This is a genomic window from Trinickia sp. LjRoot230, from assembly GCF_964253315.1.
Taxonomy (GTDB): domain Bacteria; phylum Pseudomonadota; class Gammaproteobacteria; order Burkholderiales; family Burkholderiaceae; genus Trinickia.
Genome location: NZ_CAXUQX020000001.1, coordinates 2,524,376 through 2,546,931, shown reverse-complemented (window position 1 = coordinate 2,546,931; position 22,556 = coordinate 2,524,376). Strand labels below are relative to the sequence as shown.

Annotated in this window: 6 protein-coding genes and 1 pseudogene; 5 read left to right on the top strand and 2 right to left on the bottom strand. The window is 63.5% G+C overall.

Going from position 1 to position 22,556, the window contains the following annotated elements:
- Positions 1 to 337 precede the first annotated feature (337 nt).
- Positions 338 to 2,671 carry a hypothetical protein gene (locus tag ACSQ20_RS11620; protein ID WP_436020039.1) on the bottom strand — a complete coding sequence of 778 codons (2,334 nt, stop codon included), beginning with the start codon at positions 2,669 to 2,671 and terminating at the stop codon, positions 338 to 340.
- 466 nt (positions 2,672 to 3,137) lie between these two features.
- Between ACSQ20_RS11620 and ACSQ20_RS11615 the strand changes: the two are divergent.
- Positions 3,138 to 3,284 (top strand): annotated as a pseudogene (locus tag ACSQ20_RS11615) (IS256 family transposase); the annotation flags it as partial.
- A 557-nt stretch (positions 3,285 to 3,841) separates the two neighbouring features.
- Here the strand turns inward: ACSQ20_RS11615 and ACSQ20_RS11610 are convergent.
- Positions 3,842 to 5,176 (bottom strand): hypothetical protein, encoded by a 1,335-nt coding sequence (locus tag ACSQ20_RS11610; protein ID WP_436020037.1) that lies wholly within the window; start codon positions 5,174 to 5,176, stop codon positions 3,842 to 3,844.
- A gap of 270 nt (positions 5,177 to 5,446) precedes the next feature.
- Between ACSQ20_RS11610 and ACSQ20_RS11605 the strand changes: the two genes are divergently transcribed.
- The 4 genes from ACSQ20_RS11605 to ACSQ20_RS11590 all read left to right on the top strand — a co-directional run bounded on the left by ACSQ20_RS11605 (position 5,447) and on the right by ACSQ20_RS11590 (position 22,544).
- Positions 5,447 to 6,337: a hypothetical protein gene (locus tag ACSQ20_RS11605; protein WP_436020035.1), complete on the top strand. Its 891-nt coding sequence runs from the start codon at positions 5,447 to 5,449 to the stop codon at positions 6,335 to 6,337.
- A gap of 460 nt (positions 6,338 to 6,797) precedes the next feature.
- Positions 6,798 to 17,645: an SDR family NAD(P)-dependent oxidoreductase gene (locus ACSQ20_RS11600; RefSeq protein WP_436020033.1), complete on the top strand. Its 10,848-nt coding sequence runs from the start codon at positions 6,798 to 6,800 to the stop codon at positions 17,643 to 17,645.
- Complete coding sequence (locus tag ACSQ20_RS11595) at positions 17,620 to 21,231, top strand: beta-ketoacyl synthase N-terminal-like domain-containing protein (RefSeq protein ID WP_436020031.1); 3,612 nt, start codon at positions 17,620 to 17,622, stop codon at positions 21,229 to 21,231. The genes ACSQ20_RS11600 and ACSQ20_RS11595 overlap by 26 nt, the downstream gene beginning before the upstream one ends.
- Positions 21,228 to 22,544, top strand: coding sequence for an FAD-dependent oxidoreductase (locus ACSQ20_RS11590; protein WP_436020029.1), 1,317 nt, complete (start codon positions 21,228 to 21,230; stop codon positions 22,542 to 22,544). Before ACSQ20_RS11595 ends, ACSQ20_RS11590 begins: the two co-directional genes overlap by 4 nt.
- Positions 22,545 to 22,556 lie beyond the last annotated feature (12 nt).

The window sequence follows — 22,556 nt, the reverse complement described above, 5'->3', positions numbered from 1 at the left end:
CACGATCATCATGTAGCGAAGCAGTACTGCACATCCCAATCCTTGAGCCGGGAGAATCCTGGCAAAGCTTGGCGGCGCCGCCTGAACTCCCGTCTTACAGTGCGACTAGCCGAACGTACGTTGAAAGCTGCCCTATATGTCGCGCTGGATTGACCGGCCGCAGTGGGTCGATCGGCGACACCTGCCGCCGGGGATCAGCCCGCTTGCACACCGACTCTGGGGCTTTGAGTCGCCGAGGCGTACCCCCCGCTCTGTCGGGCCTGAGGTTTGCCATATCTCGGTATGGCGCTGCTAACACGCCCGGTACCAGGACCCGGGGGGACACCCCCAATCGACTTCAAGCAGAAGTCAACGCAACTTGCTCCCGCAGCCGCGTGGCTTGCAGCTCAGTTTCGATCAATTTTCCGCGCAAATCCCGATAGCGCTTGGGCGCGTCTTTCATCCAATAGGTGGCAAGGTCGTGCCGACTCGCGTCGAGAGAGCGAATGCGGGCATGCGGGTCATACGTTTCGCCTTTTTGCAAAGTCACGAATCGGTCGATTGCCGTTGACCACCCGGATTCGGCGATCAGTGCTCCCGAACGGGAGAGTTCAGCGATAGCGCCCAGGTTGGCTCGAACTGCAATGGCCTGCGCGTAGCGCAAATGGTCGTGTTCCAGGTCCTTGTCAAGCGCGACCAGAATTTTCTTCATCTTCATGCCGTCGGGCGCGTCGAGCACATTGGCGTTGGATCCGACATGCTGCCTCGAACCGTGCGAAACAAAATGGCCATAAGCAGCGGTTTTGGCGTCGAGCTTGGCTTCCATGTAGCCGAGCTGCGTATCCAACACGGCGGTCATCATATCGATCTGCGCGGAGATGTTCCCTGGGTTGGCGAGCCACGATTTCAAGCTCGCGCGCGTCAAATAGTCCCGCGAATCATTCCAAGCGCTTCGAGCGGCCTGCCTGGCCGTTGCAGTTCCGTGCATTCGCATCGTGTGGCCCGCATAGTGCATCGCAGCGCGCAGCCGCCCCCGCGTGTCGCCAACTGCGCGTTTCGCTACGTCCCTTGCCCGTTGCGCTCCGGTTCTCCGGGGGCCGCGCCTCTCCTGAATGAAGTCGGGATCTGCGGGATACGTGTGTCGGTCCGCGTAGCGCTTGCCGAGATCGTCCGACACGCTTTGTAGCAGCGTCTGCCGCTCGTCTTCGCACATCAACATCTGCCATAGGAACGCCGATCGAAGCTCGAGCCCGGCAAGCGGATCGGAATCGGCTCCATTAGCCAAGAGCAGATCGAGCGACGCGAGAAATTCACGATCCAGTTCGGGATCATCGTCGATGTAGTACCCCTGATACCGATGCAAACGTCCATGGCCCGTGAGGAACTGATGCGATGACGCACCCATCACGACACCCCCAGCGGTACCCAACGCCAGCAGCGTTGCCAGCGTGGCCGGATGGGCCACGGGGGTCGCGCCTGCCGCCACGGCGCTGACCGTCGCGACTTTCGCCAGCACGCTGCCGCCATACAGCGTGCTTCCGGCCAGGAAACGCTTGTTCCACTTCGTGTAATAACCAAGGAAGGCATCGTGCTGGCCGAGTTCTTGCGTCAGGAATTCACGGTACGCAGTGATTGCCGGTGTCGAATCGGCTTTCCCGAGCAAATCTGCGATGTGTTGTTCGGTCGCATTTTTGTCGAGCCGAAAGGCGTCGCGTTTTTGGTCCGACTTCCGAACCATATAGGTACCCAGCCCGATAGCGCCCGCCGCGGCTGCCGGCCCCAAGACGAATGTTCCCGCGACACCGGCTGCACCGGCTGCCGAAAGCGCTGCGGGATGAGCGCCGGTGGCGACAAAAGCTGTCTTGGTTACGACGTCGGTTGCGGCTTTCGTGGCGATCGACACGCCTGCACCGGCCGAGAAAAGCCCGATCCGTCCATCCGCTTTGTTTTGGTCGAGTAAGAACGTCAATGCGCGCTCGCGCTCCTCGCTGGCGGCCCGCAATGAGCTCAACAGCCCGCGCGCATTCGCGGGTAGGCCCGCTCCCGTTGCATGCTGGGCTGATGCGGTAAGCAGCCGGTCGATGCCTCGGATGTCGCGTTCGATCAGCGTGAGTTTTGCGCTTATTTCCTTGCGCGTATGAGCCGCCCCTCGCATTTCTTCCACGCCTGCCTTCATTGCCAGAAAAGCGAGCGGCAGTAGTGCGGCCGCCACGCTGATCGCGATGCTGGAATCAGCGACCCCACGCGGCACGCCCGTGTCCTTGACCCAGCCGATCGGTGAATGGATGAGTAGCTGGGCATTGTCGGAAAATTCCTTCGTGATGCTGCCGCCGCCTTTCAGGGCCTGCACCAGATACGCGATGGATGCGTAGACGCCATGTACCGCCTCATCCAGGTCAACGACGACCGCACCACCGCCGCGATCGTGATGGTCTTCGGCCTCGTCGGCCGGTGTCCTCGGGAGGCAGTTTTCCCACTCTTCTATCGCCGCTGCGAGTTTCTCGCATCCTTCGATCAGTCCCGGCGGCAAACCAGCGCTCGACACTTCGCCGAGCTCGCCCAGGCGAGAGAAGAGGGAATTCACCACGCGCGAAAACCCGAGAACGGATGCTTCGTCCGTCGCCAATTCGACGTTGCCGGCTGGCCAGCTCGCACTCGATGCAGACTTGACATCATCGAGGATCCGCTTCATTTCACGATAAGTGCCCTGGCGAGCATCGAATTGTTCTTTCCAGGCGCTGAGCAACGCCGGAAGCAAGGTCGGTGTGCACGAACTCCGGGACGTCGAAGCCGAAATCGAGGTGCGATCCGGTAGGCCCTCCAAGACAGGGTGGCATTCTGTTCGGGCGACGATATCGCGCAGCGGAGTCACACTCCGCTCGCGGATTTTGTCATCCAACGTTTTTTCCAAGTGAGACGAGCTGGGCCAGCCAAGGGGAAATGACACGGGTTATCTATCCTCTTATCCAGATTGGGGCATGGCGTGTTTGCGCAGGTTGTCCCCGCGGTTTGCACGGTCGCTGTATCGAATCTTTTATGCGAATGAGAAGCATTCGCGTTTATAAAGATACCGCAATGCATCATCCCAAGCAGGGCTGAGGCGAATTCACGTGCGAACGTCCGAACTTCGAAGAATGCGCGATGGATTTCGCGCTCATCTCGAACTGCGCACCACCAATGCGATTGAATCGACGTTCGCGACGGTGCGCGACGCACGCGTAACAGCGTGTCGCGGCCGACCTTCCTTCAAGCTGATCGAGGAAGCCGAGAAAACTTGGCGCCGTATCAACGTCCCGGAAAAGATAAAGCTGTCGCACAGCAGCAGATTGCATCCCTCACGCGAGGCGCTGTTTTTGTTTAGGCACCGGTGTCGTCGTCTTGCTGTGACGATTTGGCCAGGGCCGCGCGGAGACCTGCTTCTACGTCAACCGGCATGTAGTCCAACATACGCTGGTAGCGCGACCTAAGCGGATCATCCAAGTCGGAATTGTTTCCGCCCTCGTCGGACTGTCCAGGTTTAGACAAACGCGGAAGCCCTCCCAAAAACGCATTGGTTGGAAGCGCGGACGTTGACTGCTTTGCAGATTCCGATGTAGTGCGGCTATCCGAATGCTCGGAAGCGGCAGGGATTGCTGCGCCACCGTTGACAGAGAGATCGCTCATGATGTTACCCCACGAAAATAACCAAGTTCGGCATTGTTGATCACCGTGGGGAATCGGTGCGCCACTCTATGCGAAGCCATCGGCGGTTCCGCGACATTGTTGCCTGGACATCGCGTTGTTCGACAGCGTAGGCGTCCATTTGGTTGCGGACGCGACTATCCGTTATTAACTCCCCTTTACAAGGTCGCGGCTGCAGTGGCTACAGTAAGTGAGCGTCCCCGCCAAACCCACCGCGCCGCTGCGTTGTCGTCCCTTGCTCGCCATGATGTTTGCCGGCATATTTCAGTAAATCAGCCGCCTCGTAGGATATGAATTGCGCGTTTCGGCAATGCGCTTCGATCCACGAGCGCATCGTTTCCTCTCTGGCTTTCGGTGCCGCTATTGCAACGACGTTCTCGAGTGGAACCGCAGGCCCGATCAAGACCTCGTCACCCTTATCGGTGTGCACGCGGTCCAAGCCTTGAGCGCGATTGTATTCGCGCTGTGCTTTTTCACTGATTCCGAAGGTGACCGGCGCTTCGTCGAACCAGCGCTGGGTCGTATATCGTCGCGAATTCATGCCGTCTCTCGCGGTATACACATGCCGATCTCTGCGCCTGTCCACGCGCGACGCCTCAGATTGCTGGGAGGGGGAATACGCGTATTCCCCCGTCACCAGCTTGTCGCCATGTTGGATCGCTATCGCGGCTGACCAAATAGCACCATTCTTTGCGAAGTTCTGCATCGCAGCCGAACCGGTACCGTGGACTAGCAGGTTCTCGTATTTCGCCAAACCTTCACCGGCCCACCGCTGAGCCTCTTCAATCACACTCAGATTCACCCAGGCCGCTTCAAATTGCAGCCTTACCCAGTTTCCCGGATCAGCATAAGCCGGCATGGCCGCATCACCACCCCTAAGGCGCAAGTCCGGTCGATACAACTCCATGGGCAGCACGCAAATTTGAACGAACGATGTTACACAGTCAACCAATCTTCGCTTCGAATCCAGGTCTGCCTGAGGACAAAAGTGGTCGACGAACGAATCAAAATTTCGCATATGGCCAAGCCAGGCCGACGACTCAGCATTGCCGACAAGCACGAACAAGTTGTAGAGCTTATCGACCAAGCTCTGATATTCGACTGAATTGATCGACGCACCGGTTCCAACTCTTTCGCAGAACGCGCTCATCTCGCTCCGAATGTAACCCTCCAATTCTTCGACGGATACACCGCTATCACGGGCAATCGTTTCGAGCGATTTCAGATGCGTAATGGGGCGGCCCGGCATCGAAGATACGACTGGGCCACGAGCAAGCTCATCAAGGAATTCGAGCAGCTTTTCATCGCGCGGCTTTTCCCGAAAGGTAGCTCGCGTCGATGTCGGTCTCGTCACATCGGAGGGCTCTCGCGTGGGCAAATCCAATCCGAAGCTCGCGCGCGAACTGCCGGGTGCAGTATCGGCTGGCATCGTGGAATCGGACGGCGGCTGCTCGCCTTCAGGCAACCTCTCGGCGGAAGATCTATCTGGATTGGAACCGGCAGGATTGATACTCATTCGCTTTGCGATCAAGGAGGGAAACCGGCCATCGTACCCGTCCGATCGCCTTTTCATCTATGCCAACCGAATAATCGCCTATCAAAACGAACGTTAAGAGCGCGGAAAACCCGACCGGTTGTTCGCCCGAATGTTGCCGCCTTCGGCGCGCGTTCTACCCCGTCCCACGCATCGGCCTATCTTCTCCTCCTCCTATCGTTTCAGAATTATCGGAGGGTTTATCTTGAAGGTGACGGCACATGGCGAACCCCATCAATCTCAGTCTTGCACATGAACGACCCTATTCGACCGCGCGACGACGTTTCGCAACATGCTTATGCGGATGCATCGGATAAACCTGTAGGGCAGAAAGAGAATCCACCCGACCCGTCTACGCAACCTCTCAATCCCAAGTTCGACGCTCTGCGACGAGATGCTGAAATATCGACCGCGTTGCCTGAATCTTTCCGGCAACGGCGCGCTCCGCTTCCGACGCGGGAATCGTCGGCAGCGGAGGTTTGGCGATTGTTCAAGCTCGCTCAGTTGGTTGACATTACGGATCCGGTCTTTACTCAGATCGAGGAAGGAAGGATAAAAGGGCGGGCGGCTTTGAATTGGATTGCGGCGCAACGTCCCTCGGGAATGCGGACGATTAACCCAGAAATTCTCTACCATGGAACAGACCAGTCCGGATTGACGGAACTCGAGATCCGCCAGCCGCATCTTAGAGCGAACGGGAAAGCCTTTAAATATGGCTTCCCGGCGATATCGGCGACACACGATACCGCTCATGCGGTGATCTGGGGGCTCAAGCGCAGCGCATACAACCACAAGAATCCGGGACACCGCCTCTGGGTATCTGCGACACCGATGGCAGAGAATCGATTTGCTGTGACCGAGTCGCTATGGCAGGCCATGGCTCACGTAACGGCAAAAGTTTACGTGCTACATCCAGACGGATTTGAAGCGTTCGCCCGCGATTCGACCACGCTTCCGAAGGGCTGGCCCAATCCGCCCAGATTCAGTTCGCTCGAGTGGCGAGCGAGAAAAAATCAGATGCCGTTGATGGAAATCGAGGTTTCGGCCGACGATGTTCCGCGTGATCAATTGAAGGTGGTGCCCGACAATGATGACTTGTCGTGGAACGTACCGAAGGTTCCGGATCTCGGGCGTTACGGATAACCTAGCTGAGGGTATGTCGTTATACACAAACGTCTGCCCAGCATCCACTCAGCATAACGCCGCTTCGCCGCAACGGCGGTGTCGAGCCTGTCTTCACGGCCGTACGAACACGCGTCGACGAGGTGGGCGAAGAAAGGCGGATCAATGCGAAAAATTTCTTATTCGTGTTGTCCCGCTACGATGCGCTCCGCACGAATGATGCTCGAGATCGCCTTGATATAGTTGTTTCAGTGAATTCAAGTGCGCCGAAAAGCCGCGTGCGGCGACGACGAACCGGCAGTGCAATCAGCTGACGCAGTAGGTGTCGTAATGACGTCGCCGGGTAATCGGAACGCGCATTGATTCATGCCTCGCCCCAGTTTCCAGCAACTGCGCTGTCGAATAGCCGCGCATGCCGTTTCGGCTGTTGCGCGCCTTCCTATTGGATGCGGTGACTACTGTGCATGCAGTGCCTGCTGCAATGACTGAATATGAACGATTCGATCGAGAACATGGCCTGGCTTCAATCCGGTCCTGGCTGAAATCGCTGGTGGCCGAACTCGTGGCCGATCCCGGCACCGCGCTCGTCGAGCTCGATGCGGCAACGCCATTCGGCGAACTCGGACTTGATTCGTTCCGCATTTTAAAGCTGATCAAGCAACTCGAAGCCAATTTCGGCCGGCTACCCAAGACGTTGGTGTTCGAGTATTTCAATATCGATTTGTTGGCCAGCTATTTCGTGGACCGGCATCGCGAGGCAGTGAGCACGAAGTTCGGTGCAGTGCATCGCATCCAACCTGGCATTCAACCCATAGCGGTCGACGCGCCGCGCGTGGTGGTCAGCTCGGATCCTGCGCCGTTGGCGATCGAGGCAAGCCCGGCAAGCATCCTCATGCTCGAAAAGGATCTGCCCGCATTTCCCGAACTGCACGCTCAGATCGATGCATTATGCGCGGCTCATCGCAATGAAGGCAGCGTGTCGCGCGGCACACGCAGTATCGCGCCGAACCTCTTTATCGGCGGTGCGCGCCGCGGCTATTTTCACTACGGCCGCAGCAAAAACGTCGTCATCGCCTATGCGTACACAGGGCCAGCCGATTATTTTTCCGAGGCGGCGGCGGAGTTTCATCGCTACTGCGACGCGCGGCAGTATCAGCTCAACATCCTGACGGACGAAGTCATCGGGCAGATCGGTGACGTGAAGTTCTCGTCGACGCCATTCGGTGTCGTGCAACGAGTGCGCAATCTCCAAGCGTTCTCGCTCGAAGGCGGCGCGATGCGTCGGCTGCGCTATCAGGTGTCAAAATTCGAGAAGGCCGGAATATGCCGAACCGTTGAATATCGATGCGGCAGCGTACCCGACGTGGACCGGGATATCGCTCGCCTGATCGATCGTTGGTGCGACACGAAATCGATGGTCAATCCATTGATTCATATCGTTCGCGACGAGATTTTGACCGGTCGGATCGACAAGCAACATCGGCTCTTTTTGACCTATGTCGACGACGTATTGCAAAACGCGATCCTGATCTCGCGTATGACCGCAGCGGGATACGACGGCTACCTGATGGATCTCGAGTTCTATCCGCCTGAGATGCCGTCGGGTGGGCTGGAGTACGCGATCGTCAATATCATCAGCGTGCTTGCGAGCGAAGGCTGCGATCTGTTGAGCCTCGGCGGCACATATGGTTGTCGTCTCGACGCCGGAGAGGGGCCGGACGCGGATCATGACGTGGAGCGCATGCTCGACGAACTTCGTGCACAGAAGCTCTTCAACGACGACGGCAATCTCCAATTCAAGAACAAATTCAGGCCGGAGAATCGCACGATCTATTTGTGCCGGCCGGCGGGCAGCGGCTGTGCCGATAATGTGATCGACATCATTCTGATGATCGCCGATCCCGCGCGGATGCAAACGCCCGACAATGAGAACCATACGCTCGCGGCAGGCCGGGAGCCGACCGATGCGAGCCGGGACCCGGCTGGCCCGCAAACCTGGATCGATGGCGACACGCGTTCGCGCACGCTCGCCGCGCACGGCTTCAATCCGCTCAATCTGCCTGCCGAGCAGATCGACTTCGATCTGAAAACGGACTCTTGGGCGCAACTCGATACGGACTACGTACGGCGCGCGATGAGCCGAGTGCACGCGCAACTCGATGCGCCGGTCGATGTCGACGCGACGCTGCGACGCGCGTTCGGGTTCGCTCACCATCTATTGACCGACACCGGGCGCACAGCCGAGGCGCTCCTGTGCAGCGTATGGCCGAAGCGCGGACGCGTGCCTCAGAACCTGCTATTTCCGTCCGGACTGTATGCGCAGATCGACGCGGGCTTCACGCCGTGCGAGCTGCCGCATCGCGATGCGCTGCGCGTGGCCGGGCGCACGCCGTATAAGGCCGACCTCGACTGGGACGCGCTCACCGATGAGGTGAATCGTCACGCGGATAACATCGCGTGCGTCTGGGTCGAGTTGTGCAACAACGCCACTGGTGGCCACCCGGTTTCGCTCGACCATCTGCGTGCGATCAAGGCGTTGTTGACGCCGCACCGGATCGCGCTCGTGATCGACGCCACGCGGGTACTCGAAAACGCGCACTACCTGATCGAGCACGACGCTGCTCACGCCGGAAAGACGCTCTGGGCGATGGCGCATGAGCTCCTCGCGTGCGCGGATGTCGTGACGGGGTCGCTGGCCAAAGACTTCGGTGTCGATCGCGGCGGTGTAATCGCGACCAACGACCATACGCTCATCAGTGCGTTGAAAGAGCGGCAGCAGTGCGACGGTGGCGGCCTCGACGCGATCGGCCGCACGCTTGTCGGTCAGGCACTTGCAGCGCGCGAGCGCATTGCTGAGCGGGTTGCGCGCCGTGTGCAGGCGGCCGCGCGCACGTGGGACGCGCTGCAAGCGGTGGGCGTGCCACTCGTCGCGCCGGCAGGCGCCCATTGCATCCTGATCGACGTCAAGCAGTTGCCAGACTTCGCGGGCTTCGCGTATCCGGTGCCGTCGTTTCTGGCGTGGCTCTATGCGCGCACCGGCATCCGCGGCGGCGCGCACAGCACCGGTATGCATAAGGACGGACCGCTCGGCGGCATGGTCCGGCTTGCTGTTCCGACCGGCCTCAAGACCGCCGAAGTCGACGAGCTGATCGCGCGTTTGACCTGCGCGTTCGACACGCGATGCAATATCCCTGAGGTCGTGCCAGCGGGCGGCGCGAACGACGTGATCGGCAATCCGCATGCGGCGTATCGGCTGGTTCGGTATCACCGCCTGGCGTCAAATGCACTCGTGACCGGGGACGCCAGCGCTGCGGCCGCCAGCGCGTCTGCCGTCCCGACGATGGATGGATCGACGGCGCCGTCGATATGCGTACCCGGTCAGGCTGACCGCGCCATTGCGGTCGTCGGCATGGCGGGGCGTTACCCGATGGCGGACTCGCTTGCGCAGTTCTGGGACAACCTGTGCGCCGGTCGCGACTGCGTGACCGAAATGCCGGCCGAGCGGCTCGCGCTGCGCGCGCATACCGCGTTCTCGCGAGCGTACCGCGGCGGCTTCATCGATGGCATCGACCGCTTCGACTCGCTGTTCTTCAACATCTCGCCACGTGAGGCCGAACTACTCGATCCGCAGGAACGCTTGTTTCTCGAGGTCGCCTGGGAGGCGCTCGAGGACGCCGGCTACTATCCCGAACTCCTCGGCGCCAACGGCGCGGCGGGCGATGTGGGGGTGTTTGTCGGCGCCGTCTGGGCCATGTACCAGATGGCGGGCGTGGAGGCCAAATTCGCTGGTGATGACGCGAACCCGAATTCTTTTCTGTGGAGCATCGCGAACCGGGTGTCGTACTGGATGAATCTCGGCGGGCCGAGCCTGAGCGTCGATACCGCCTGTTCGTCGAGTCTCACGGCGCTTTATCTCGCTTGCGAGGCGATTCGTCGCGGTGACTGCGCGAGCGCGATCGTCGGCGGCGTCAATCTCGATTCGCATCAGCATAAGTTCGACGTCAACCGGGCCGGTGGTGCGTTGTCGGATGACGGGGTGTGCCGTGCGTTCGGTGCGGGCGCCAACGGCTATGTGGCGGGCGAGGGCGTTGGCGCGCTGTTCATCAAGCCGCTCGACGATGCGTTGCGAGACCGGGATCACGTGTACGGCATTATCAAGGGCGTCGCGCTCAATCATGGTGGGCGCACCGCGGGCTACACGGTGCCGAGCCCGCAAGCACAGGGTGAGCTGATTGCGGCATCCCTTACGCGCGCTGGCGTGACCCCCGACATGATCGGCTATGTCGAAGCACACGGCACCGGCACCGAGCTAGGCGATCCGATCGAAATTGCCGGACTGTGCAACGCATTCGCTTCGGCGCAACTGCCGGCGCAATCGTGTGCGATCGGTTCGGTCAAAACCAATATCGGGCATCTCGAAGCTGCGGCCGGCATCGTCGGGGTCATGAAAGTGCTGTTGCAGATGCGACACGGCGAACTGGTGCCGTCGCTGCATGCGCAGCGGCCCAACGCGCATATCGATTTCGCGGACACGCCGTTTCGTGTCCAGCAAGCGCGCACGCCGTGGCGGTCCCGGCGCACCGGAGAGCCGCTGTACGCCGGTGTCAGTTCATTCGGCGCAGGCGGCGCCAATGCGCATGTCGTGCTCGCGCAGTATCTGCCGGAGGCGGAGCCGAACGCGGGACTGAACGGCGCCCAGGGCGACGGTGACGGTGAGGGCGCCCAACGTGAGTTGGCTTTCCCGCTGTCGGCGCGCAACGCGGCGCAGCTACGCGAGATGGCGGCACGGCTGAGCGCACACCTGCGACGCGGGGGCGTTGCCCCGCGCCTGGCCGATGTCGCGTATACGTTGCAAAACGGCCGCAAACCGTTCGATCATCGGCTCGTCGTCGTTGCGAGTGACCTGACCCAGTTGGCGGACAGGCTCACGGCCTTCGCCGAGGGGCGGATCGACGCAAACACGTTGAGCGGCCAGGCGGCCGATGCCGGGTCGCTGACGAAACTGTTGAGCCGCACCGAGGCGGAGCAGTTCGTCGCGTTGATCTCGCGCAGCGGCGACGTGCGCAAGCTCGCTCAGTTGTGGGTGAGCGGGCTGCTCTGTGATGGCCGGGCCTTCGTGCAAAGCGGACGGCGTACGCCGCTGCCGACCTATCCGTTCGCCGACCGGCGTCATTGGATCGGGCGGGCGATCAATACGTCCCTTACAGCCTTGGCGCAGCGCCAATCCGCAGTGGTGCTGCATCCACTGCTCGACAGCAACGAGTCGACGTTCGAGCGCCAGCTCTTCAAGAAAACGTTCCATTCGCGCGAGTGCTTCGTACGCGACCATGTCGTCTCCGGGTTGCCGACGCTTCCGGGTACCGCGTATCTCGAACTGGCCCGCAAAGCGGGCGAGCTGGCGGCGGCGAGGCCGGTGCGCAGCCTTCGCAACATCACGTGGGTCAGTCCGCTGACCGTCGAGAGCGATGGCATGACCGACGCCTATATCGAGCTCACGCCAAACGGCGAGACGGCGTCGTTCGAAGTGTTCAGCAACGATGCAGCCGGCGAGCGACGGCTTCATGCACAAGGCCGGCTCGTGTATGGCAATGCCGGAGGTGGTTCGCAGGATGCATCGCACGACGACGACGGCGAGCGCGTCGACTTGGCGGCAGTGCGAGTACGCTGCAAGCCGTTGCCCGATGCGTTTGCGGCATCGATCTATCCGCACTTCGACACGGCTGGCATGCGTTACGGCGCGTGTTTCCAGGCGTTGCGCGAGGTCCACTCGGGAGAGGGGGAAGTGCTCGGCCGCATCGAGTTGCCGCTGACTGGCGACGCACCGCAGGAGCATTTCGTGTTGCATCCGATGCTGCTCGATGCGGCGATGCAAGCCGGCATTGCCGCGCAGCTTTGCAGCGGCGCGCGTGAAATGAAAGTGCCGTATTCGCTTGGCGAGGTGGAAATCCTGCATCCGCTCACACAGCGTTGCTACAGCTATGTAACGACGCGCGCCAGTGCGCGCGGAGCGGTGTCGCATGAGGACGTTGCGATCGTCGACGAGACGGGCAAGGTCCTTGTGCGCATTCGCGATGCGCTCGGTGTGCCGCTCGCCAGCCTGCATCGGCAACTCGCGCCACCGCGGGTGAGCGGCGATGCGCGCGGGATGCTGTATTACGCGCCCGCATGGCAGCCAGCCCCACTCGAAATGGCCACGGAGGGCGGCGCACTGGTGCTGTTCGACGTCGATGCACAACTGCGCGACGCCTGCGTTCGGCAAGGTCGGACAACCGCACTGGTGCAGCCAGGCCCGCGTTTCGAGGCGCAAGGCGGCGGCGTCTACTCGATCGACGCGGCCAATCCAGACGACTACGCCCGCGTGTTCGCCGCGCTACGGGCAGACGGTTGGCCGCTCGAGCGGATCTGCTATGCGTGGGGCAAAAACGATGCGCCCGATGCGGCGCTTGCACTCGAACAGGCGTTCGAGCGCGGCGTATACGGGTTTTTGTCGCTCTGTCAGGCATGCGTTGCCATAGGTGCGCCGGACGGCGCGCAACTGGTGTACCTCTACGGCAATGCGTCGGCCGGTCCGCAACCGCATCACGATGCGATCAATGGTTTCGCCCGCACGCTCGAGCTCGAACATCCACGGCTCGCTTGCAAGGTGCTGGAGATCCGCTCCCGCGTGCTGGATGCCGATGTGACCGCCCGCGCGCTGCTTACCGAACTCGACGCGGGCGCGCAGGCGGCGCGCACGATCCGTCGCGACGCCACCACGCGCGAGATTCGTACGCTGCAGCAGTTGCCCGGGCTCGAGGGCTTGGGCACAGACGGGGTCCCGCTGCGGCACGGCGGCGTCTATCTGATCACCGGGGGCGCGGGCGGGCTGGGCCTGCTGTTCGCGGAGCATCTCGCGCGTAGTTGCCGCGCGAACCTGGTGCTGACGGGCCGTTCCGTGTTGTCGCGCGACCAAGAGGCGAAGCTCGTCGCATTGCGCTCGCACGCCGCGGATGTGTTGTATGTGCAAGCGGATATCGCGTATAGCGACGATGCGCGCCGCGTCGTGGACACCTGCCGTGAGCACTTCGGTCGGATAGACGGCGTGCTGCATGGCGCCGGCGTGCTGTGTGATTCCTTGCTGCGTAACAAAACGCGCGCCGACATCAGCGCGGTGTGCGCACCGAAGATCTTCGGTGCGCATCACCTTGACGTACTGACCGCCGAGGCCGACTTGGACTTCTTCGCGCTGTTTTCGTCGCTGGCAGCGGTGGGCGGCAACATCGGCCAGTGCGACTACGCGTACGCGAATCACTATCTCGACAGCTTCGCTGTGCGTCGCGAGGCGCAGCGCGCAGCCGGCGCACGTCGTGGCCGGAGCGTCAGCTTCAACTGGTCGCTATGGGCCGACGGCGGCATGAAGCTGGATGCGCCGACTGAGCGATTCTTCCGGGATACCCTCGGCATCGAGCCGTTGTCGCGCGACGCAGGGCTGGCGGCGTTCGACGCTGGCCTCTTGGCAGCGCCGCCGCAACTGGCGGTGCTAAACGGCACGCGGGCGTTGGTCGAGCGGGCATTGGGCCTCACGGTGCCGTCGGCCGTGCGCGCTGCGGCGCCGTCCGGCGCGCGCGCGCCGGACACGTTGCTGCAGGCCGTTGCTGACCAGCTGGGACGGACGGTCGTCGATCTGTTGAAGCTCGAAGCCGACGATTTATCGCGCGACAGCATTCTGCTCGATCTGGGCTTCGATTCGCTTGGCCTCACGAGCTTTGCCAACGCGCTGAACGCGACTTACAAGCTGGAGCTGAACCCAGCGCTGTTCTTCGAATATCCGTCGATCAACGCGATTGCCGATCTGCTCGTGCGCGAGCATGGCGCGGCCATGCTCGCGGTGCATGGCGCGGGGTCGGCAACGTCGCAGCCGAAGCCGGCCACCGTGCCGTTGCCTCAGGTGGGCGCCACAGGTGCTCGCAAGCCCGTGGTGGCACGGGGGCGACGCGACGACGAGCCGATTGCCATTGTCGGCATGGCCGGCATCATGCCGCAGTCCGACGACATGCACGAGTATTGGCGAAATCTGCGCGACGGGCGCGACCTGGTGACGGAAATTCCGCGCGAGCGCTGGATCTGGGAGGCGGTGCACGGCGACCCGGTCAAGGACGTGAACCGGTCGTACTCGCGCTGGGGCGGCTTCATGAGGGAAGTCGACAAGTTCGACCCGCTGCTCTTCGGCATCACGCCACGCGAGGCGGCAATGATGGACCCGCAGCAGCGTTTGTTCATCGAAACTGTCTGGTCCGCGATCGAGGACTCGGGGCAGCGCGTGTCAGACCTCGCAGGCACGCGCACGGGGCTCTTCGTCGGTGTGTCGTCGCAGGATTACGTCGACGTTCTGGCCGAACACCGCTGCGCGCTCGACGGCTATTCGGCCGCCGGCAACGCGCACTCGATTCTCGCTAATCGAATTTCGTTCCTGTTCAATCTGCGCGGCCCGAGCGCGCCGCTCGACACGGCCTGTTCGAGTTCGCTCGTCGCACTGCATCGCGCGGTCGAATCGATTCATAGCGGCAGCAGCGACATGGCAATCGTCGGCGGCGTGCACGTGATGCTGACGCCGGCCGGGCACATCTCGCTCAGCGCGGCTGGCATGCTGAGCCGCGACGGAAAGTGCAAGACCTTTGCGCAGGATGCGGACGGCTATGTGCGCGGCGAAGGGGTCGGTGCGATTTTCATCAAGCGGCTGTCGGACGCGCAGGCGGACGGTAATCCGATTTGCGCGGTGATTCGGGCCACCGCGGAGAATCACGGCGGACGCGTGACGAACCTGACCGCGCCAAACCCGGCGGCACAGGCCGAGCTGCTGATCGAAGCATACGAGCGCGCGCAAATCGATCCGGCGACGGTCGGCTATATCGAATGCCATGGGACAGGCACCCGCCTTGGCGATCCGATCGAGATCGAAGCGCTGAAAAAAGCGTTCGCGGAACTCTACACGCGCCACGGCAAGCCGATGCCGAGCACGCCTCATTGCGGGCTTGGCTCGGTGAAGACCAACATCGGGCACCTCGAGCCAGCTGCCGGCATCGCGGGTCTGCTCAAAGTGCTGCTCGCGATTCGGCATCGACAGATTCCGGCGACGCTGCATTGCGACTCACCCAATCCACACATCGATCTTGCCGGCTCACCGTTTTATCTCACCGCGCGCACGGCGCGGTGGGAGGCGTCACGCGGCCCGGGCGGTGTGACGCTGCCTCGCCGCGCGGGCGTCAGTGCGTTCGGCTGGGGCGGCGCCAATGCGCATGCAGTGATCGAGGAATACGTCGCGCCGGGCGTGACATCCGGCGTTGAGGGTGAGCAGATCGTCGTGCTGTCAGCGCGCGACGGCGAACGTCTGCGCGCCTATGCGTTTGCGCTTGCTGCATATCTTCGCGCGCAAGAGGACGATGTTGAGGAGCCGTGCGACGTCCGGGACCTCGGCGATCTCGCGTATACGTTGCAGGTCGGTCGCGACGAAATGGACGAGCGGCTTGCGATTGTTACGCATTCGCGCGAGGACCTGATTGCCCGGCTCGACGCATTCATCGCCGGCGAGGCGAGCGACAGCCGCTGGTGGTGCGCGCGCGTCGAACGCGGGCGAACCGTTGATAGCGATGCAGCGAGGCCGACCGCTGGCGATGCATTTGCGCTCGATGAGCTCGCGCGCCGCTGGGTGACGGGCCAGCGAATCGATTGGAGGCAGCTGCATTCAATGCCGCGACGCCGGCTCAGCGTGCCGACCTATCCGTTCGCACGCCAGCGTTATTGGGTCAGCGACGCGCAGCTGTCCGCGCCCGCCGCGCCAGCTACGCCTGCGGCGACGGTCACGGTGCTGCACGGCGCCGCGGTCGGCAGCGTGCTCGCCGCGCCAGTCTGGGAGGACGCTGCTGCTGCAATGCGACTCGCGCCGCTGCAGCGTGCGGCGGGTGCGCACGAGGTCGTGCTTTGCGGGCTACCTCATCTCGACGCGGTGCGCGTGCGTGCGCAGTTGCGAGCCTTTCTACCGGGTCTGTCCGATGTCGATGTTGTGCAAGCGCGCGCGCCAGACGGCTCGGACCCGGCCGAACAGTATCGCGTCGCAGCGCTGATGTCGTTCGAGCGGCTTCGACAGCGCATGAGGGCGGGGCAGGATGAATCGGCTGTGTTCCAGATCGTAGCCGCACATAGCGGCGCGAATGCGCTGTTCGCTGGCCTCGCGGGGCTGGTGCGCAGTGCGCGGATCGAACAGCCGAAGCTCGTCGTGCAACTCGTATTGGTGGACGACTCATGCGACGAAGCGACTCTTGCCCAGCGGCTGCGCGAGTGTCGTGCCGCGCCACGCGAAGCGGTATTTCGCTACGAAGGGGTGCGCGCGAGCGTCGCGCGGTGGCGGGAGACGCATGCGGATGCGTCCTCCGACACGCCGCTGGCATTGCGCGAACGCGGCGTCTACCTGATTACCGGTGGTCTCGGCGCGCTCGGACAGCTATTCGCCGCCGACATCTTGCGCCAGGTGCCGCGCGCGCAACTCGTGTTGACGGGGCGTGCCCAGTGGGCCGAGCTGAGCGACGAACAGCGGGATCGGCTGCGCAGCCTTGTGTCAACGCTGTCAGTCGAGCCCAGCCAGCTCACGTACCGTGCGCTCGACCTTGAACGGCGCGACGCCGTGCGCGACGCCGTCGCGGCGGTTGTTGCCCGCTACGGCGCATTGCACGGGCTGCTGCATGGCGCGGGCACGACGAGCGATAGCCTGATCGTCAACAAGGAGACCGAAACGTTCGAGCGCGTGCTGGGGCCGAAGGTGACGGGAACGTTCAACCTCGACATCGCGACGCGCGAGATCGACCTCGATTTCTTTGTGATGTTTTCGTCGGTCAGCGCGGCGCTTGGCAACATCGGGCAAGCCGACTACGCGACGGCGAACGGCTTCATGGATGCCTACGCGCACATGCGCAACGCACTCGCCCGCGCCGGCGAGCGGCGCGGTCACGCGCTCTCGTTCAATTGGCCGTTATGGGAGGAAGGCGGAATGCGGCTCGATGCGAACGCGCGCGCACGGCTGCTCGCCCGCACCGGGTTGCTGCCGATGCGTACGCCCACCGGTCTTTTTGCCTGGCGCCAGGGACTCACGACCCAGCACAGCCAGTTGCTCGTGATGGAAGGCCAGACCGAGCGGCTGCGGCACATGCTGTCAGGCGGCGGGGCTGGGGCTGCCGGGTCGCAGCCCGCCAAGCGTGCCGCGATGGGACAGGTCGGGCCGCCTGCCGATCCGGTCGCTGCCCGATTGCGGCAACGTGTGCTGGAGGACCTGCATGCGTTTCAGATGGGGAGGGGCTGAGATGTCGAACGGCATGCAGATGGAAGTGCTCGACCGACTGACCGGCATCGTCGCGGCGACGCTCGGGCTGCCGCCAGGCAACGTGGACGTCGATGCGGACATGCCCGGGCTCGGCATCGATTCGATCATCGCGATGGAGCTGATCGAATCGATCGAACGTGCGTTCGCGGTGAGCGTCGCGCCCGCGCAGTTCGCCGCTGCCACGACGCTGCGCGAGCTCGCGAGTGTGCTGGTCGTGCCGGCCCCGCAGCTGGCTGCGGGCGCCGCCGCGATACCGCTCGATGCGCTGCGCGAGTTCGTGCGCCGCACATATTCGCTGGAGCTGTCGGGCGACCGATTCGATTCGATCGACGAAGTGGCCGATGCACTAATGGCCGACCACGCGGGTGACTTGGCCCGTCACTATGGCCTGGCGCTGCAGGCGGGCGAAGTTGAAAGCGAAGGCGGGCGCGAGTGGGGGGGCGCCGGCGCGGATGGGATCGCGATCATTGGCCTGAGCTGCCGGCTGCCCGACGCGCCCGACGCTCGCACGTTCTGGTCGAACTTGCTGGCTGGTAGAAACAGCGTGCGCGAGATTCCCGCATCGCGCTGGCGCTGGGAAGATCACTACGCCAACACGCCAACGCCGGGCAAGACGGTATCGAAGTGGGGCGCGCTGCTCGACGGCGTCGACTGCTTCGACGCGCCGTTGTTCGGCGTGACGCCGGTCGAAGCTGACGCGATGGACCCACAAATGCGTCTGCTGCTCGAGCAGACCTGGCATGCGTTCGAAGACGCGGGCCTCGACCCGCGTTCGCTTGCGGGCTCGCGCACGGGGGTGTTCGTTGGCTATCAGTATGCGGAGTATGAGCAGTATCTGCGTCGTTTCGATTTTCAGCGGCTCGCGGATGGCCCGCTTTTCAGCTCGTCGAGCCCGACCTACTATCTTGCCAACCGCATCTCGTTCGCGTTCGACTTGCGCGGGCCGAGCGAGGCCATCAACGTGAACTGCGCGTCGTCGGCAGTCGCGATCAACCGGGCCTGGCAAGCGCTGGCGAACGGCGAGTGCGACATTGCGCTCGCCGCGGGTGTGTCGCTGAACCTGTTCGCGCAGGACTACATCGCCTCATCGCAGTATGGGCTGCTGTCGCCGGACGGCACGAGCGGCGTATTCGACGATGCGGCGTGCGGTTTCACGCGCGGCGAGGGTGTCGGTGTGCTCGTGATGATGCGCACAGCGAACGCGCAGCGCGAACGCCGCCGTATCTATGCGCTGATCAAAGGCTGTTGCCAGAACTACCGGGGCACGGCGCGCAGCCTGTCCGAAGTGCGCCACGAGCCGATCGCCGACGTCCTTGCGAGTTGCTATCGCAGCGCGTCGGTCGCGGCGGAGTCAGTGCGCTATATCGAGGTCGACGGCTATGCGACCAAATGGGCCGACGCATTCGAGTTCGAAGGCGTGAAGGGTGCGCTGGGTGCGCCGTCGCAGCGCGTGCCCGGCGCGAAGCGCTGCGCGCTCGGCAGCGTCAAGGGCAATATCGGCAATGTCGAAGCGGCGAGCGGCGTAGTCAATGTCATCAAGGTCGCGTTGTCGCTACACCATCAGCGCTTTCCGGCGACGCTGTCGACGCGCTCGATCAGCCGCTTCATCGATATCGACAGCGACACGCATCCGCTCTACGTCGCGGCTCGCGCGATCGGGTTCGACGAGATCCGCGAGGCCGGTATGCCGGTGCGCGCCGGCGTCAATTCGTTTGCGGACAGCGGCACCAACGTGCATATCCTGCTCGAAGAGCATGGAGCGGTGCGCTCGCAGCCACACGCGGCCGCGCCAGCCGAGCGGCTTTTCGTGCTGTCGGCACGGGAGCCCGCGCGTCTTGCCGACTACGTGCAGCGCTATCTGGACTTCCTGTCCAGCGACGATGCGCCAGTGATCTTCGACGATCTGATCTACACGGCGCAGACCGGCCGCGCGCTGTTCGATGCGCGGCTCGCGGTCGTGGCCGCGTCGCGTGAGGTGTTGCGTGACAAGCTTGCGCAGGTCCTCTCGATGGGCCTGCGCGAGCCGCTCGGGCTCGATGCGCTTGGTGTCTTTTACGGCTCGTCGGGCGCAGCGCGCGCCAACCTGCTCGCCGGGGTAATCGGCCCGGACATCGCGCGCGTGCAGTTGGAGCAAGCGGCGCTCACAGGCCAGTGGGACGCCGTCGCACGATTATGGGTGAACGGCGTGGCCATACCGTGGGACACGCTCTGGACCGCATCGCCCGCGCAGCCGGTCACGCTGCCCGGTTATCCATTCGAGCGGCAGCGGTACTGGATCGGCGCGCATGACGTGGCCAGCGCGATGCCGGACGCGCCCGATGACTCGGTTGATCGCAATGACGCCACGCGCGGCCCGCATGCGTCAGGCGACGGCGTTCGCCCGGAGCAAACGCCGATTCATGCGATTGCGCACCTGTTGCAGCGGGAGGTCGCGCGCCACGTCGGGCGGGCGGCCGATGCGGTGCCGACCGATCAGGAATTCATCGAACTTGGCATGAATTCGATGGCGATTGCGCGGCTGATCGAGCGCATCGATGTGCTGCTCGGCGTGAGCGTCGCGCCCAGTACGATTTTCCGGCATCCGCGCATCGACGCATTGGCCGCGCATCTGGCCGAGCTTGCGACCATTGCCGCGCCCGCTGTCGAACCGACTGCCCCATTGGCAGCCGAAACAACCAACACGACCAACACGGCCGCTGCCGCGCCGCCAGTCCGCACGCCGGCGAGCGCCAGCTTGCTGGTCCCCGTGCAGACCGATGGCGACGTTGCGCCGATCTTTGCACTGCCGGGCGCGGGCGGCAGTGCGCTGTCGCTGCACCAGCTCAGTCACGCGCTCGGTGCCCGCCAGCCGTTTTACTGTATCGAGGCGGTCGGCTTTGACGGCAAGGAGCCGCCGATGACGCTGATTGAAGCGATCGCCGGGCTGAATGTGGCGCTGCTGCGCGCGATGCGGCCGTTCGGGCCGTATCGGCTGCTTGGCTATTCGAATGGCGGCGTGGTCGCGTTCGAGATGGCGCGGCAACTGGCGGTGTTCGGCACCCCGGTGTCGTCGCTGGTGCTGCTCGATACGCTTTGCCCGATGCTGCGCGACGACGATATCAGCGAGCCGACGGCGGCGGTATTCCGACGCTTCGCGAGCTTGCTCGGCGCAAGCGTCGAGCTCGACGCGCGCGAGTTGCGGCAAGTGCCCGAGCATGCTCGCAGCAGCTATCTGTACGAACGGATCGCCGCACGCGGGGTGGCCATTTCTCGCGCACAATTCACGGCCCGCTTCGATGCTGCGACCGCCAGCGAGCGCGCTTGCCGCGCCTATGCGCCGCAGGCGCTGCCGTTCGGCACCGCAGTGCTGCTGGTGCGCGCGCGCAACGGCTTTGCCGGTGCGCCGCAGGACTACGGGTGGAGTGCGTTCGTCGGCGGTGCGCTGCAAATCCGCGAGATCGACGCCGATCATTTCACGATGCTCGATGCGGGGCCGGCAGCACAGATCGCAAAGCTGGTGGGCACGAGTGGAAGCGGGCCGGGTGGGCACCTCGCGTCCGAGGGCGAACGGGCGGTGAACATATGAAACACCTGACCCACGCTAGCGCAGACCCGGGCCGCGAGGTGCGCGAATTCGACGCGATTGTCGTCGGCTCCGGCACCTGTGGCGCGACTATCGCGCGCGAGCTAAGCCGCGCCGGAAAGCGCGTGCTGCTGCTCGAGCGCGGTGGCAATGCGCCGCTCAAGGAAACGTTGGGCGGCATCGTTGCGATTGCCGACACGGTCAAGCTCGGCGCGGGCGGGCTCTCGACCGTTCGTGCGCTGACAGCCGGTGGCTCGACCGCACTGTATTTCGGCGTGGCCACCGAGCCTCCGCTCGATCTGTTCCGCACGCACGGCATCGAGCTTGCCGACGAACTCGCAGCCGTGCGAGCCGAGTTGCCGATGGGGCAGCTGCCCGATACGCTGCTCAGCCCGCAGGCGTGCCGTCTGCGCGAAGGCGCAGTGGCGCTCGGCCACGACTGGCGAAAACACGAGATGCTCGTCGATGTTTCGCGCTGCGCCTCGGGCTACGCGTACGAGGCGAAATGGAAGGCGCGACGCTATGTTGAGGACGCCGTTCACGACGGCGCGACGCTCGTGACGCATGCCACGGTCGAGCGAATTGTGGTCGACGGCACGCGCGCGGTGGGTGTCGTGTATCGCGAGCGACGCTCGCCGATTCAGCGCGTCGTGCGCGAAGCGCGCGCGCGCAAGGTCGTGCTTGCGGCCGGCGAACTCGCGTCGCCGCAAATGGTGCGCGAGTGCGGCATCCGCGATGTCGGTGCGCGCGGCTTTTACTGCCACCCTGGTTACGCGCTTTATGGGGTTGTGCCGGGTATGCGGGGCACGGACGGCTTTGTCGGCAGCATGGGCTGTGTGCTTGGCGAGTCGGGTGACGGCATCGAACTCGGCGACGCCAACGTCGCGCGCGCGCTGCACCGGCCGATGATGCTCGGCGGCCTGCATTGGCGGCATCTGCGTGCATTTCCGGAGACGCTCGGCATCGGCGTGAAAGTCAGCGACGCGCCAGGTGGCCAGCTGCGCGCTGACGGACATTTTCACAAGCGCTTTGGCCGCGACGACCAACTCAAACTCGACAAAGGCAGGCAAGCGGCCGTCGCGGTGCTGAGAGCGGCCGGCGCGAAACATATCGTCGATTTCGGCCTGACCTCGGCGGGTCGGGTTGGTGGGCTGCTGCGCATTGGCGAGCACGTCGATGCGCGGCTCGAGACCCGGCTGCGCGATCTGCACGTGTGCGACGGCTCGGTGCTGCCCGACGAGATGCGTGGCACGCCGACCCTCACGCTGGTCTGCCTGGCCCGATATGCGGCCCGGCATCTGCTGGCGGCGCTTTGAGCCGCTGTTGTG

Excerpts from the sequence above, each read along its gene's own strand:
- ACSQ20_RS11590 (WP_436020029.1), top strand. The coding sequence starts at position 21,228 with ATGAAACACCTGACCCACGCTAGCGCAGACCCGGGCCGCGAGGTGCGC.
- ACSQ20_RS11595 (WP_436020031.1), top strand. The coding sequence starts at position 17,620 with ATGCGTTTCAGATGGGGAGGGGCTGAGATGTCGAACGGCATGCAGATG.
- ACSQ20_RS11600 (WP_436020033.1), top strand. The coding sequence starts at position 6,798 with ATGACTGAATATGAACGATTCGATCGAGAACATGGCCTGGCTTCAATC.
- ACSQ20_RS11620 (WP_436020039.1), bottom strand. The coding sequence starts at position 2,671 with ATGAAGCGGATCCTCGATGATGTCAAGTCTGCATCGAGTGCGAGCTGG.
- ACSQ20_RS11610 (WP_436020037.1), bottom strand. The coding sequence starts at position 5,176 with ATGAGTATCAATCCTGCCGGTTCCAATCCAGATAGATCTTCCGCCGAG.
- ACSQ20_RS11605 (WP_436020035.1), top strand. The coding sequence starts at position 5,447 with ATGAACGACCCTATTCGACCGCGCGACGACGTTTCGCAACATGCTTAT.